Source organism: Helicobacter pylori, assembly GCF_001998165.1.
GTDB lineage: Bacteria > Campylobacterota > Campylobacteria > Campylobacterales > Helicobacteraceae > Helicobacter > Helicobacter pylori_DL.
Genome location: NZ_MTWR01000049.1, coordinates 1 through 14,790, shown reverse-complemented (window position 1 = coordinate 14,790; position 14,790 = coordinate 1). Strand labels below are relative to the sequence as shown.

Here is a 14,790-nt window from a genome sequence, read left to right as displayed (position 1 = left end):
GCCGTTACTGAAAGGTCCTAAAGATCCGCTTTTAGCGAAATCGCTCAAGCGTTTTTGAACCGCTTTTAATTCGCCGGCACCGGTATTAATGGGATAAGGGCTGTATTTGAAAGAAAGTTTTGCCGCTTGAATGGGATCGGCTTTTAAAGCGCTCATAATATCGCACCAATCAAGCCCATGCAAAGTATAGAAATGCACCACATGATCATGAAAAAGCAGCGCCATGTTCATCAAAGATCGCACCAATTGCGCGTTTAATGGGGGGGTGATGCCTAGAGCGTTTTCTACCGCTGTGATACCGGCTTTATAATGCGAATAAGTGCATACCCCGCAAATCCTTTGAGCGATAAAACCCGCATCTCGTGGGTCTCTGCCCTTAATGATCGTCTCTAGCCCCCTAAAAAGCGTAGAAGAAGAAAACGCATCGGTGATCACATTATCATCATCTACGATCACTTCAATCCTTAAATGCCCCTCAATCCTAGTGATAGGATCGACTATTATTTTTTTTGACATGTTAATCCCTTACTCTTTGTTTTTGATCGCTTTAGAAAGGAGCGCATGCGCGGCAATGCCAATAGCGGTTGCGCTGAGTAGAGTCGTGCCGACTTTATCGGCCACTTTATCAGCCCCTAAGCCATCAAAGGCGGTTTTAATGGAGCGATTCGCTAAAGGCTCTTCAAAAGGACTCATCGTATCCCAAAAATTAGGCTCAGAACACCCTATGCACCCATGCCCTGCGCCTATGGGCCAAGAGGTGTGTGAATTGAAGCGGAGTTTGGAGCAATTATTGAAAGTGTAAGGCCCTTTACAGCCCATTTTATACAAACAAAAGCCCCTTTTAGCGTTTTCATCGCCAAAATGCTCCACAAACTCGCCCGCATCAAAATGCCCTCTCCTTTCGCACAAATCATGAATCCTGTTCCCATAAGCCCAAGAGGGGCGGTTATACGCATCCAATTTAGGGAGAGCCCCAAACATCAAGTAATAAAGCACATTGCCCACGATATTTTTTTCACTAGGCGGGCAACCGGGAACATTAATCACGGGTTTATCAATGATTTTATGCAAGGGTTGCGCGTTAGAGGGGTTAGGGTAAGCCGCTTGCACGCCCCCAAAACTTGAGCATGTGCCTATGGCAAAAATAGCGGCTGCGTGTTGAGCGGCTTTCCTGCACTCTTCAGCCCCCGTTTCAGCGTTTGGGCCTTGAGTGAGGAAGTATTCGGTGCCTTGGGGGATACCGCCCTCTACCATTAAAATGTAATTGTTTTTGTGCTTTTCTATGGCGTCATGCAAGCTTTTTTCAGCCTGAAAACCGCTCGCTACCATAATGGTCTCATGGTATTCTAGGTTGATGTAATCAAAGATAATGCTATCAATGGTGGGGTCTGCACTCCTTAACAAACTTTCGCTGCAACCGGTGCATTCTGCCATGTGCAACCAAATCACGGGCAATCTGTTAGCCACTTCTACCGCTTTCAAAGTCAAGGGAGCAAAACTAGCCGGTAAAGCTAGAGTCGTGCTCATCATGCCCGCCCACTTCAATAAATCACGCCTAGAAATGCCCGCCCCCTTAAACTCCTCTTGCAAATTCTTATGCTCGTTATGAGCGTTAAACGAACGAATTATATCAAGGCGTTCTTCAATCTTTTGATAGGTCTTTTTTTCATCGTAGAACATCGCCATTCCTTAATAGAAATTTTCATTATCTTAACATAATAAAAATAACACAGTTACAATTGATTGTTTTTTAGTTTTTATTGAGATTGAGGGAATTTCTTTAATATTAAGTTTCATTTGGATAAAATTCCCCCCTATTTTATTAAAAAAGGAACAAAATGAAAAAAGTACTCATCATTAACGGGGCCAAAGCGTTCGGGAGCTCTGGAGGGAAACTCAATGAAACCTTAACCCAACATGCAAAAAAGACTCTAGAATCTTTAGGGCTAGAAGTGGATACAACGATCGTGGATAAAGGCTATGAACATGCTCAAGAAGTGGAGAAAGTCTTTAGCGCTGATGCGACGATTTGGCAAATGCCTGGCTGGTGGATGGGAGAGCCTTGGATTGTGAAAAAATACATTGATGAAGTCTTCACTTTAGGGCATGGGAAGCTTTATGCTAGCGATGGCAGAAGTTCGCAAAACCCCACTAAAAACTACGGGAAAGGGGGCTTGATGCAAGGCAAAAAATACATGTTGAGCTTGACCTGGAACGCTCCCATTGAAGCCTTTAACGATCCTAATGAATTTTTTGAAGGGGTGGGTGTGGATGTTGTGTATTTGCATTTGCATAAAGCGTTCCAATTTTTAGGGCTTTCAGCGTTGCCCACTTTTGTTTGCAACGATGTGGTGAAAAACCCCCAAGTGGAGCAGTATCTTAACTCCCTCACCACGCATTTGCACCAAGCTTTTGGCAAGTGATTTTAAAATTTTTTTAACCCCCCCATTTTTTGGGGGGCTTGTTTATTCCACAATAAAGTCTTTGGGATTGAGCTCACAGCCTAAGATAAGATTCTTAAGATTACTGCCCACCGTTTGATAACTCGCATTGCTTACAAAGTAAAATCCGTATTTTTCAAAAGGCACAACAAGAGTGCCATCTCTATCCCTTAATTGCGCTTTTGCTTTATCCCAACAAATATATCTTGGCTCTTCATCTGTGTAGCTTTCAAAGGCTTCTCTGGCGTTTTCTAGCAAGTAGTCTATGACAACGCTAGCCAATTCCTTAGCGTTTCTTACTATTTTCCTTTGATGATTGGGGAGATTAACGCTTTGAAGATTATGTTTAGTTAAGTCATCATCAAGGGTTTTATTAATCTCTCTGGTGCGGTATTCTTTAGGCAAATCTTTAAACAATCCCACTTGACAGAATTGATCCGCTAAATATTCGCTCCTATTCCTCACTTCCTCTATCCCCCAAGAATGGGTGTTATTGATGAAATAGTCGTTTAAATGCAAGGAGCTGTATTCTTCCATAAGCACAATTTTTGCCTCGTAAGATTTGTTGCCAAGCCTTTGATTTTGCCCTAATAAGGTTAGATTCCCAAAATTATGGAGGTAGTCTTGCTCAAAAGTGAAATAGTCCCCTACCATGTCGCGCCATTCTTGTGTGGGAGTTTTAGGGTAGAAATGCTCCACTTCTAAATTCTCTTCTTTTGGTGGTTCGGCGTTACTTAATTTTTCTATCTCAAGCAGGATGAATTTGCACACTTGATTTGCTGAATAAGCGTTGCGCACAAGAAACGCCGCTTTAATTTTATCGTCATTAGGGAACGCCGTTCGTCCAACGCTCTTGCCCAAATACCGCTTCAATGCATCGGCTGAAACATCTTCCCCTAGCTGTCTGTATAAAGAATAAAGAAGTTCAGCAAGTGCAGGGGCAGGATCCCCACACACGCTCCGGCGCACGAAGTAGCTGGTAAGGATTTGCAAAATTTCGCAGAAGTTTTCATAATCTAATTTGCCTTCTTCAAAGTCTCTGGTGCAACGCAAAATAAAGGGCTTTGCCACGCCAAATTTGATTTTCACAAGATCTTTAATACGCAGGCGTAAATTCGCTAACTGTTGCGGGTCTCCACGATGTAAAAAATAATGATCTCTGTCTAAAAAGATTTGATAGATTCTGCCATACTCACGCATATCGCTCATAAGACCTTGTATATTATCAGGGAAATTGTCTCTGTGGTGGGCTTTTAGCGCGTAATACACTTCACGCTCTCCCTCACTTAATTTCTTTTCAAAATAGATTCTCAAATAGGTTTTGATGAAATCATTCAAATCCCTTTCGCCAAGCCAATCTTCTAAAGACACCCAATAGGTCTCATAAAGGTGTTTCTGTCTGTCAGAATTTTCCCCCATCATCAGGTAGTTGCGGATGAGATCCAGCCCTTTTAATTGCACGCCGGTGGCGTTAATGCTTTCAAACACCACTTGCGGATCGTCTTCGCCTAGCTCTAAGCCTATGACTACGATTTTGAGCCGCAAAAACGCGCCATAAATCTCTTCAATGCGATACCCTTTGCTGATATAATTGTCAAACTCTTTGGTGAAAAATTTATAATTATTCCTGATGTGTGATACGCCTTGTATTTCATGCGATCGATTTTGCATGACCAGATCAAAGGCTTCTTTGTCGCTTTTAATGGGCTTGAGACGCAGCTTTTGTCCCGAAAGATTGAGTAGTCCGTCAATCTCTTTTTTTATCTCTTCATTTGGTATCTTTGTCTCTATGATTTTAAGCAAAAGCATGATGGTAGTAATCCTTTGCTGCCCGTCAATGATGACAAATTCTTGCAGTTGTCTTAAGCTCTTTTCATCATCAATATGATGCAAAATATAAGTGATAGAACCCATGAAATGCGTTTTCTTGTTTTGTGAAATACTGACAATATCTTGCAGTAATTTTTCACAATTTTCTTCTTCCCAAGTGTAGTTCCCTGGTATACAGGGATAGAAAATATCGTGCCTGTTAAGGCAAAAAAGTCGTTAACGGTGCTTTGTGTCGCTTTCATCGCTTTTCCTTTTGAGTTAAATTACAATCGCACCGAGTATTAAATCAAAAAAAAAAAAAAAGATAGCTTAAATTTTTGAAAAAACCGCAATTTGAGGCTGAATTTATCCCAAAAAAGATAAAAGAGCTTTGCGCAAAGCAAGCACTAATCTCTTAAAAATGCGATCTTTAGGGGCTTTAGTTATGGGGCGAGAATGGTTTCAAAATACCCCCCTATCCCCTTAAAAAATTGCTATTACTAGGGTATCTCATAAGAATTGTATGGCATGAACAAGCGCCCGTAATTAGGGTTCACGCGCAATAAATGCTCTTTGAAATTCCCGTAATTACGACAGCTTGACTCAAAACCATTATCGCACGCATACGAAAATAAATCCAAAGCCCTTTGATCGTCCTGAGGCACGCCTAAACCCTTTTGATACAGCACGCCTAAATTGTTGCAACTCCCCAAAATCCCCCCATCGCATGCCATTTGGAAATATTTCGCCGCATAGTGGTTATTCAAAGGAGCCCCTAAATCCCCATTCGCATAAATCCAGCCCAAATTCGCGCACCCCATCATATCCCCAGCGTTACAAGCCAAATAATTCAAATCCACTTGACTGAGTTGGGCTTTATCAATACCATAAATATTATTCACATTAGACATCAAGCCCAAATTATAACACCCCATATCATTCCCATTTTCGCATGAAAATTTATAATAACTTATCGCTTTGTAATAATCTTTTGGGACCCCACTCCCATTAGCAAACATCCATCCCAAATTATTGCATGCGAGCATATCCCCCCCTTGACAAGCCACCGCATACAATTGCAAAGCGTTTTCTTTGTCGTTTGAATCAGCGTTTTTTTTGTTTTCATACATTTGAGCTAGATTCGCGCAAGCGGTCGCATCGCCCCCACTGCAACCCATTTCATAATAGCGAGCGGCTTTTAGTCTGTTGGTTTGGATCCCTACCCCATTAGCGTACATCGCTCCCACTGCAAAACACCCGGCCGCATTACCATTATCGCACGATTGGGAGAAAAGCTTGAAAGCCCCTTGATAATCGCCCTTTTTAGCCAAATCAATACCGGCAGAAAGCTCGGTTTGAGCGTTTTCAGGCGAACCCAATTTGTCTAACAGGTTAGAGTTGTCGTTTTTAGGGGTGATCTGGGTGTTAGGGTTTGGTGCACCCTTAGTATTAGCGGGGTTTAATTCAGGGGGCGTGTTTTTTGGGGCTTGATTGTTTTCTTCAGCGCCGCTAAGCTGTAAGACTAAAAAAACAAGCAATAACAAACTTTTTTTGAGCATTCTTTTAATCCTTAATGCAGGTTTTGATTCAACTCAATTTTTTTCACGCTCCTAAAAGCGATCAGCTTGCCATTTTGGCTATTGGAACGAAAATGCACGCCATTTTTTCCGGAAAGCTCTTTGCCTTTGTAAAGATTATTGGCATGCTTTTCTAAAGCGCTATTCACTTCTAAAAGTTTTTTAAACTCATTTTCTTCAATTTCTATCACGCTCCCGGCTAGTATTGCAACGCCTGCATCCACAATACAGCCATCGCCTAGACTAATTCCGGTAACGCTATTAGCCCCTAGCAAACAATTCTTCCCGATGCTAATAGGGTTGTTATTCCCTCCGCTTAAAACGCCTAAAACGCTCGCTCCCCCACCAATATCAGTGCCTGCTCCAACCACCACTGATGAAGAAATACGCCCCTCATTCATGCACACTCCCATAGCCCCTGCGTTAAAATTCACATAACTCGCCCCAGGCATTTGAGTGTAACCACCGGTGCCTAAATACGCCCCAAAGCGCGTTTTTGAGCTATCCAGTAAGCGGATATTATCAAATTCAGGGATTAATTGCATCAAATAGCGCGGGAATTTATCTATAAAATCAATGCTAGGGAAATGGCCTCGCATTTTTAAAGCCACTTCGTTCATTCTGAGCCATTCTAATTCATAAGGCTTGTTACCGCTCCAAGCCGCATTAGAAAGCTGGTTAAAAATGCCCTCTAAATTCAAACTCCTCAAAGGGGCTTTCCCTAAAGAAAGCGCTAAAAGTTTCATATACGCACTCTCCACGCTCTCGCAAGGCTTATCTTCAAACAAGATCACCAAACGATAAAGAGACTCCCCATTATTATTTTTCAAACGATTTTCCTCTAAAGCCTTTAAAAGCTCTAAAACCACTTGGATGTTTTTATGAGCCATTTTATTGGAATAGGCTTCGTTCAAAAAGGGCGTATAAAAATCCAACGCTTTTAACACAAAACTTTCATCAATCTCAATAACGCACTCGCTCGCGCTTCTTTTTAGGATTTTTTCTTTAGAAAGCGAGTTGCAAAACACCGCATAAGAGCCTAGATTTTCCTCTTTCCAGTTCAAAACGGGGTAAGTGGCGCATAAAATCTTTTTGGAAATAGGGGCAATATCCACTCTGGCAATGCCAAAACCTAAAGGCTCTTTATAGTGGTTAGATTGCTGGTAGTTGCTCACAAAATTTTTAAACTTATTGATCACGCCTAATCCTTTAAACTCTTTTCTCTTTCTTTAGCTAAATTTTCTACTTCTATCACAAAAGTTTCAAACAAATCCTTTTCAGCCAGTTTGTGGATGACTTTACCCTCTTTAATGATCAAACCGCTGCGATTCCCAAAAGCGATCGCCATGTCTGCATGCTTGGCTTCACCTAAAGCGTTCACCACGCAACCCATCACGCTAATGTCTAAAGGGGTTTTAATGTGGCTTAGGCGTTTTTCTACCTTGCTCGCCATATCCACTAAATTGGCTTCAATGCGCCCGCAAGTGGGGCAAGAAATCAAATTAACCCCTTCTTTCAAACGCCCGCTATGGCGTAAAATCGCTCTAGCCACTTTGATTTCATTTTCTAATTCCCCTGTGATGGATACGCGCATCGTATCCCCAATGCCCTCCATTAAAAGCCCCCCTAAAGCCATGGCGGATTTGATACTGGAGCTAAAAAGATTACCCGCTTCAGTAACCCCCAGATGGAAAGGATAGATCACAAGAGGGCGTAGCATTCTATAAGCTTCTATGGTGCGCATCACATCGCTCGCTTTTAAAGAAATCTTAAAATCAGTAAAATCCAAATCTTCTAAAAGTTTGGCGTTATACAAAGCGCTTTCTACCATGCCTTTTGGGGTGGGTCCGTATTTTTGATCAAACTGCTTTTCTAAACTCCCAGCATTCACGCCAATTCTTATAGGGATGTTTTTTTCTTTGCAAGCATCAACCACCGCTTTGATTTTGTCTTTAGAGCCGATGTTTCCGGGGTTAATCCTGATCGCATCCACGCTTTGAGCGGCAATGAGAGCGAATTTATAATGGAAATGAATATCAGCGATTAAAGGCAAAGGGGACACTTTTTTCAGTTCTTTTAAGGCTAGGGCGTCCTTTTCATTACTCACCGCCACCCTCACTAAATCAGCCCCGGCAAGTTTCAATCTGTCAATTTGATTTTTAGTGCTTTCAATATCAGCGGTTTTACTAAAGGTCATGCTTTGCGTGCTTATGGGAGCATCACCCCCTATGGCCACGCCACCGATAAAAATTTGCTTGGTCTTCACTCTGTTTTCTAGCATTAAACCCCTTCATCAGTTAAATTCTTATGCGCTATTATACTCTTTCTTAATGGTTTCATACCATAACGCTTAAATTTTAGGTAAGATTAACTATTCCATTTTAAGATTAAAGTAGCCCTATGACCTTTGAGCCTTATCCTTTTGAACGATTGAGAGCCTTGTTTAAAGAAATCACCCCTAAAAAAAAGGGGCTAGATTTAGGCATCGGCGAGCCGCGATTTGAAACGCCCAAATTCATTCAAGACGCTCTTAAAAGCCACACCCATTCGCTCAATATCTACCCTAAAAGCATGTTTGAAGAGGGTTTGAGAGAGGCTCAAAGAGGTTTTTTTAAACGCCGTTTTAAGATAGAATTGAAAGAAAACGAACTCATCTCCACGCTAGGATCTAGGGAAGTGTTATTCAATTTCCCTAGTTTTGTTTTATTTGACTATCCAAACCCCACTATCGCCTACCCTAACCCCTTTTATCAAATCTATGAAGGATCAGCCCAATTCGCTAGAGCCAAAAGCCTTTTAATGCCCTTAACTAAAGAAAATGGTTTCACGCCAAGCTTGAATGAAAAAGAGTTGCAAGAAGTGGATTTAGTGATCTTAAATTCCCCTAACAACCCCACCGGAAGAACCCTTTCTGTAGAAGAGCTGATTAGTTGGGTCAAACTCGCTTTAAAACATGATTTTATTTTAATTAATGATGAATGCTATAGTGAAATTTATGAAAATACGCCTCCCCCTTCGCTTTTAGAAGCTTGCATGCTTGCTGATAATGAAGCGTTTAAAAATGTTTTGGTTATCCATTCGCTCTCCAAACGCTCTAGTGCTCCAGGACTAAGGAGTGGTTTTATCGCTGGGGATAGTAGCCTTTTAGAAAAATACAAAGCGTTTCGTACCTATTTAGGCTATACGAGCGCTAATGCGATCCAAAAGGCTAGTGAAGCGGCTTGGCTAGATGATAGGCATGCAGAATTTTTCCGCAATATTTATGCGAATAATTTGAAATTGGCGCGAAAAATCTTTAAAAACACGCTCATTTATCCTTATAGTTTTTATGCGTATCTGCCCGTTAAAAATGGCGAAAATTTTGCCAAAAGACTTTATCAAAACGAAGGCATTACCACCTTACCGGCTTTGTATTTAGGGCGTAATCGTATCGGCGCTGACTACGTGCGTTTAGCCCTTGTCTATGACACTCCCCTTTTAGAAAAGCCTTTAGAAATCATAGAAACTTATCGAGAAAATCATGCTTGAAACCCCAAAAGTTTTACTCAAAAACTTGCAAGATTGCAAGATCCATTTTATCGGTATAGGGGGGATTGGCATTTCAGGCTTAGCCAAATACCTTAAAGCGCAAGGGGCTACAATCAGCGGATCTGATATTGCCATAAGCCCTAGTGTCAAGTATTTGAAAGCTTTAGGCGTAGAAATTAATATCCCGCATGATCCAAAAGCGATCAACCATCAAGATGTCATTATCCATTCAGCCATTATTAAAGAAGACAATACCGAAATACAAAGGGCTAAGGAATTAGAAATCCCTATTTTGTCTCGTAAAGACGCTTTGTATTCTATCCTTAAAGACAAGCGCGTTTTTAGCGTGTGCGGGGCTCATGGAAAGAGCAGTATCACGGCCATGTTGAGCGCGATTTGCCCCGCTTTTGGAGCGATTATTGGGGCGCATTCTAAAGAGTTTGATTCCAATGTGCGAGAGAGTGCGGATATGAGCTTGGTTTTTGAAGCCGATGAGAGCGATTCAAGTTTTTTATTTTCCAACCCTTTTTGCGCGATTGTGCCTAACACCGAGCCAGAACATTTGGAGCATTATGATCACGATTTAGAGCGCTTTTTCTTTGCTTATGAATATTTTTTAGACCATGCTCAAAAAAGAGTGATTTATAAAGAAGATCCTTTTTTACAAAACTATTCTAAAGACGCCATTGTTTTAGAAAAAAAAGACATTTATAATATCCAATACATTTTAAAAGACGGCGAGCCTTACACTTCATTTGAATTGAAAGATTTGGGGGCTTTTTTGGTGTGGGGGTTAGGCGAACACAACGCTACGAATGCGAGTTTAGCGATTTTAAGCGCTTTAGATGAATTGCATTTAGAAGAAATTAGAAATAATTTATTGAATTTTAAAGGCATTAAAAAACGCTTTGATATTTTGCAAAAAAACGCACTCATTCTCATTGATGATTACGCCCACCACCCTACTGAAATTAACGCCACTTTAAAAAGCGCTAGGATTTATGCTAACTTATTGAACACGCAAGAAAAAATTATTGTGATCTGGCAAGCACACAAATATTCTCGCTTAATGGATAATTTAGAAGAATTTAAAAAATGTTTTTTAGAGCATTGCGACAGATTGATCATTTTACCCGTTTATAGCGCGAGTGAAGTCAAAAGAGACATTGATTTGAAAGCCCATTTTAAGCATTATAACCCCACCTTTATAGACAGGGTGCGTAAAAAGGGGGATTTTTTAGAGCTGTTAGTCAATGATGATGTGGTAGAAACGATTGAAAAAGGCTTTGTGATAGGCTTTGGAGCGGGGGATATTACCTATCAATTGAGAGGCGAAATGTAATGGGTGCAGCGGTTGTTTTATTTTTAACGCTGGTTTTATTGTTTTTAGTTTTAAGGGATTTTGGTTTAGTAAGCCCCAAACAAAAACTTGTAGCTTTTTTAATCGTAGGGATTATAGGGGCAAGCATCAGCGTTTATACTTACAAACAAAACCAACAAAACCAACAAGAAATCGCTTTGCAAAGAGCATTTTTAAGGGGGGAAACCTTGTTGTGTAAAGGCATTAAAGTCAATAACCAAACCTTTAATTTAGTGAGCGGGACTTTAAGCTTTTTAGGCAAAAAACAAACCCCTATGAAAGACGTTCTTGTGGATTTGGATTCTTGTCAGACGCTCCAAAAAGATCCCTTAATCCAACCCTAATGATGAATAATAATAATACCCCACCCAAACCCCTAGAAGAAAGCCTGGATTTAAAAGAGTTTATCGCTCTTTTTAAAACCTTTTTCGCCAAAGAAAGAGATTCTATTGCTTTAGAAAACGATCTCAAACAGGCTTTCACTTATTTAAATGAAGTGGATGCGATCGGTTTGCCTGCCCCCAAAAGCGTGAAAGAAAGCGATCTTATTGTTGTCAAACTCACCAAATTAGGGACGCTCCATTTAGATGAAATTTTTGAGATTGTCAAACGATTGCACTACATTGTCGTTTTACAAAACGCTTTTAAAACTTTCACGCATTTAAAATTTCATGAACGCCTTAACGCTATTGTCATGCCCCCTTTTTTTAATGATCTACTCGCTTTATTGGATGATGAAGGCAAAATCAAACAAGGGGCTAACGCTACCCTAGACGCTTTGAATGAAAGCTTGAACCGCCTTAAAAAAGAGAGTGTAAAAATCATTCATCATTACGCCCGCTCTAAAGAGCTTGCCCCTTATTTAGTGGATACGCAAAGCCACCTTAAGCATGGTTACGAATGCCTTTTATTGAAAAGTGGGTTTTCTAGCGCGATTAAAGGCGTTGTGCTAGAAAGGAGTGCTAATGGCTATTTCTATCTTTTGCCTGAAAGCGCGCAAAAAATCGCCCAAAAAATCGCCCAAATTGGTAATGAAATAGATTGCTGTATTGTTGAAATATGTCAAACTCTAAGCCGTAGCTTGCAAAAACACCTTTTATTTTTAAAATTCCTTTTTAAAGAATTTGATTTTTTAGACAGCTTGCAAGCCCGGCTTAATTTCGCTAAAGCCTACAATTTAGAATTTGTCATGCCAAGCTTTACTCAAAAAAAAATAATTTTAGAAAACTTTTCGCACCCCATTTTAAAAGAGCCAAAGCCCTTAAATTTGAAGTTTGAAAAATCCATGCTCGCTGTTACCGGCGTGAATGCGGGCGGGAAAACCATGCTCTTAAAATCGCTTTTAAGCGCGGCTTTTTTAAGCAAACATCTCATTCCTATGAAAATCAACGCCCATCATTCCATTATCCCCTATTTTAAAGAAATCCACGCCATTATCAATGACCCTCAAAACAGCGCGAACAATATCTCTACTTTTGCCGGCAGAATGAAGCAATTTAGCGCTCTTTTATCCAAAGAAAACATGCTTTTAGGCGTTGATGAAATTGAGCTAGGGACTGACGCTGATGAAGCGAGCAGTTTGTATAAAACCCTGTTGGAAAAATTGCTTAAGCAAAACAACCAAATCGTTATCACCACGCACCACAAACGCTTGAGCGTGTTAATGGCAGAAAACAAGGAAGTGGAATTACTAGCCGCTCTTTATGATGAAGAAAAAGAACGGCCCACTTACACTTTTTTAAAAGGGGTTATTGGCAAAAGCTACGCGTTTGAAACCGCTTTGCGCTATGGCGTGCCGCATTTTTTGATTGAAAAAGCGAAAGCCTTCTATGGCGAAGATAAGGAAAAATTGAATGTTTTGATTGAGAATTCCAGCGCGTTAGAAAGGGAATTGAAACAAAAAAATGAAAGATTAGAGAACGCTTTAAAAGAGCAAGAAGATTTAAAAAACGCATGGCTTTTAGAAATGGAAAAACAAAAAGAAATCTTTCACCATAAAAAATTGGAATTGGAAAAATCCTACCAACAAGCCCTAAATATCTTAAAAAGCGAAGTCGCTTCAAAAGATACCAGCTCCATGCATAAAGAAATCCATAAGGCGAACGAGATTTTAAACAAGTATAAAACAAACCATGAGATCCCCCAAACGATAACAAGCTTTCAAATTAACGAAAAAGCGCGTTACAAAAATGAAAGCGTGCTGATAGCACAAATTTTAGATAAGGGTTATTATTTGATAGAAACCGAGCTTGGCATGCGTTTAAAAGCGCATGGGAGTTGGTTGAAACAAATCCAAAAACCCTCTAAAAACAAATTCAAACCCTCTAAAAACAAATTCAAACCCACTAAAACCATCATTCCTAAACCCAAAAAGGCGAGCTTGCACCTTGATTTAAGAGGGCAACGCAGCGAAGAAGCCTTGGATTTATTAGACGCTTTTTTAAACGACGCGCTTTTAGGGGGCTTTGAAGAAGTACTTATTTGCCATGGCAAAGGGAGCGGGATTTTAGAAAAGTTTGTGAAAGAATTTTTAAAAAACCACCCTAAAGTGGTGAGCTTTAGCGACGCTCCCATTAATTTAGGCGGCAGTGGGGTTAAAATCGTTAAATTGTAGTTTTTGGCGCTTTTTATGGGGAATACAAAAATCCGCTTTAAACTACCCTATTTCACACCAACGCCCAATGAGGACAAAGCCTTTTAAAAGAGCGTTAAAAAGGGATTATCGCTTAATTGAGCCAAAACCCTTAAATCTTTAGCCTTGATAGGCTTTTATGGCTTTTTCTAAAACTTTAATCGCGCTCTCTTTGTTTTCAAACCCCTTGACTTTCACCCATTTATTAGGCTCTAAATCCTTGTAAGTTTCAAAAAAATGTTTGATTTTATCCAAAGTGTGTTTGGATAAATCATCAATATCTTTGACATAGGAATGCGTGGGATCGATCTTATCTATGGGTAGAGCGAGTAATTTTTCATCCATCCCGCTTTCATCTTCCATGTTCAACACCCCAACCAAGCGCGCTTTCACTACGCTCCCGGCCTGAAAAGCCACATCGCTTAAAACCAGTGCATCTACAGGGTCGCCATCAGATCCTAAAGTGTTAGGCACAAAGCCGTAATTTGCGGGGTAATTTTGCGCCCCATAAAGCACCCTATCCACCATTAAAGCCCCGCTTTCTTTATCCAATTCATATTTGATATTAGAATGCTTGGATATTTCAATCACCACGCACAAAGAATCAGCGTCATGGCTCACTTCTAATTGGTCTAAATTCATTGCAATCTCCTTTGAATAAAAAGACTTATTCTAACATAAAGCCCGCTCTTTTTAAACCTCTTTAGGGGTTTTTAAAGGAGCGTATTGTTTGCTGTATTTGTGAAAGGCTTTTAAGCACTTTTGAGCGTTAAATTTATGGTAAAAAAGATTATCAAAATAGGATTTTCTAGGGGGTTTTAATGAAATGTCAGGCTTTTTTGCATTTTGAATGGTGCTATTGAAAGCATGCTTGTTTAAAGAAATAGGGCAAGGCAAATAAGTTAGATTAGCAACATCATGGTAAGTGGGATTGTTCATAAACATATCCACCGGCTCTATGATTTTAAAACGCTCCGTGGCTTCTATAAAGGTTTTAGCGCCCTTAGGCGTGATATAGTAGCCTGCCGTAGTAGCCACATACACGCTGGTGAGGTAAAAATGCTCTAAAAATAGTGCTTCTTTTTCATTATCAGCACGAGATTCCCAAAAAGTCTCTTTGATGTTTACCTCTTTTGCCAATAAGGATTCGTATTTTGTGGTGAGATCATCGTATTTTGTGGTGAGATCATCGTATTTTGTGGTGAGATCATCGTATTTTGTGGTGAGATCATCGTATTTTCCTGTGAGTTTCTTATACACTTCTGTCCGAGCTAAAATATTTCCAATGAAGCGGTTGAGCTTTCTTTTAATTTTTTTAAAAACCACTGGATTAAAAGAGGTTTTTTGGGGCGCTATTTTGCAAGGATCAGATAGTTCTTGTTGCGTTTCAATAATAAAGTCTTGTTGCGTATCTTGTGTGGGATTGGGGGGGGGGGGTAACTT

12 protein-coding genes and 2 pseudogenes are annotated in these 14,790 nt (G+C 40.2%); 5 read left to right on the top strand and 9 right to left on the bottom strand.

The annotated features are described in order from the left end of the window. Positions 1-516, bottom strand: a 516-nt coding sequence (locus BZK24_RS06260; RefSeq protein ID WP_171972420.1) for a nickel-dependent hydrogenase large subunit, incomplete at its 3' end; no start/stop codon positions are given. 9 nt (positions 517-525) lie between these two features. Next, positions 526-1,680, bottom strand: a complete 1,155-nt coding sequence (locus BZK24_RS06255; RefSeq protein WP_077656907.1) for a hydrogenase 1 small subunit — start codon at positions 1,678-1,680, stop codon at positions 526-528. Between the two features lie 158 nt (positions 1,681-1,838). On the opposite strand from BZK24_RS06255, the gene mdaB reads away from it, so the two are divergent. After that, positions 1,839-2,423, top strand: a complete 585-nt coding sequence (gene mdaB / locus BZK24_RS06250; protein ID WP_077656906.1) for an NADPH:quinone oxidoreductase MdaB — start codon at positions 1,839-1,841, stop codon at positions 2,421-2,423. A gap of 42 nt (positions 2,424-2,465) precedes the next feature. On the opposite strand, the pseudogene BZK24_RS06245 reads toward mdaB, so the two are convergent. The 4 genes and pseudogenes from BZK24_RS06245 to ispG all read right to left on the bottom strand — a co-directional run bounded on the left by BZK24_RS06245 (position 2,466) and on the right by ispG (position 8,108). Further along, positions 2,466-4,513 (bottom strand): annotated as a pseudogene (locus BZK24_RS06245) (DUF262 domain-containing protein). A gap of 237 nt (positions 4,514-4,750) precedes the next feature. Beyond that, on the bottom strand, positions 4,751-5,809 hold the full coding sequence (locus BZK24_RS06240; RefSeq protein WP_000914892.1) for a tetratricopeptide repeat protein: 1,059 nt from the start codon (positions 5,807-5,809) through the stop codon (positions 4,751-4,753). 11 nt (positions 5,810-5,820) lie between these two features. Next, positions 5,821-7,026 carry a 2,3,4,5-tetrahydropyridine-2,6-carboxylate N-succinyltransferase gene (locus BZK24_RS06235; protein WP_077656905.1) on the bottom strand — a complete coding sequence of 402 codons (1,206 nt, stop codon included), beginning with the start codon at positions 7,024-7,026 and terminating at the stop codon, positions 5,821-5,823. Between the two features lie 2 nt (positions 7,027-7,028). Further along, complete coding sequence (ispG, locus tag BZK24_RS06230; RefSeq protein ID WP_077656904.1) at positions 7,029-8,108, bottom strand: flavodoxin-dependent (E)-4-hydroxy-3-methylbut-2-enyl-diphosphate synthase; 1,080 nt, start codon at positions 8,106-8,108, stop codon at positions 7,029-7,031. Between the two features lie 119 nt (positions 8,109-8,227). Between ispG and BZK24_RS06225 the strand changes: the two genes are divergently transcribed. The 4 genes from BZK24_RS06225 to BZK24_RS06210 are packed head-to-tail and all read left to right on the top strand — an operon-like array spanning position 8,228 to position 13,329. Beyond that, positions 8,228-9,355, top strand: coding sequence for a succinyldiaminopimelate transaminase (locus BZK24_RS06225; RefSeq protein ID WP_077656903.1), 1,128 nt, complete (start codon positions 8,228-8,230; stop codon positions 9,353-9,355). Continuing rightward, entirely contained in the window at positions 9,348-10,697 is a 1,350-nt protein-coding gene (gene murC, locus BZK24_RS06220; protein WP_077656902.1) for a UDP-N-acetylmuramate--L-alanine ligase, read from the top strand. The genes BZK24_RS06225 and murC overlap by 8 nt, the downstream gene beginning before the upstream one ends. Continuing rightward, positions 10,697-11,059, top strand: coding sequence for a hypothetical protein (locus tag BZK24_RS06215; RefSeq protein WP_077656901.1), 363 nt, complete (start codon positions 10,697-10,699; stop codon positions 11,057-11,059). The genes murC and BZK24_RS06215 overlap by 1 nt, the downstream gene beginning before the upstream one ends. Then, on the top strand, positions 11,059-13,329 hold the full coding sequence (locus BZK24_RS06210; protein ID WP_171972419.1) for an endonuclease MutS2: 2,271 nt from the start codon (positions 11,059-11,061) through the stop codon (positions 13,327-13,329). Before BZK24_RS06215 ends, BZK24_RS06210 begins: the two co-directional genes overlap by 1 nt. Positions 13,330-13,467: 138 nt before the next feature. On the opposite strand, the gene ppa is transcribed toward BZK24_RS06210, so the two are convergent. The 3 genes and pseudogenes from ppa to BZK24_RS09635 all read right to left on the bottom strand — a co-directional run. Next, positions 13,468-13,989 carry an inorganic diphosphatase gene (ppa, locus tag BZK24_RS06205; protein ID WP_001047002.1) on the bottom strand — a complete coding sequence of 174 codons (522 nt, stop codon included), beginning with the start codon at positions 13,987-13,989 and terminating at the stop codon, positions 13,468-13,470. A 51-nt stretch (positions 13,990-14,040) separates the two neighbouring features. Beyond that, entirely contained in the window at positions 14,041-14,607 is a 567-nt protein-coding gene (locus tag BZK24_RS06200; protein WP_242423423.1) for a glycosyltransferase family 25 protein, read from the bottom strand. 92 nt (positions 14,608-14,699) lie between these two features. Next, positions 14,700-14,790: pseudogene (locus tag BZK24_RS09635) on the bottom strand (glycosyltransferase family 25 protein); the annotation flags it as partial.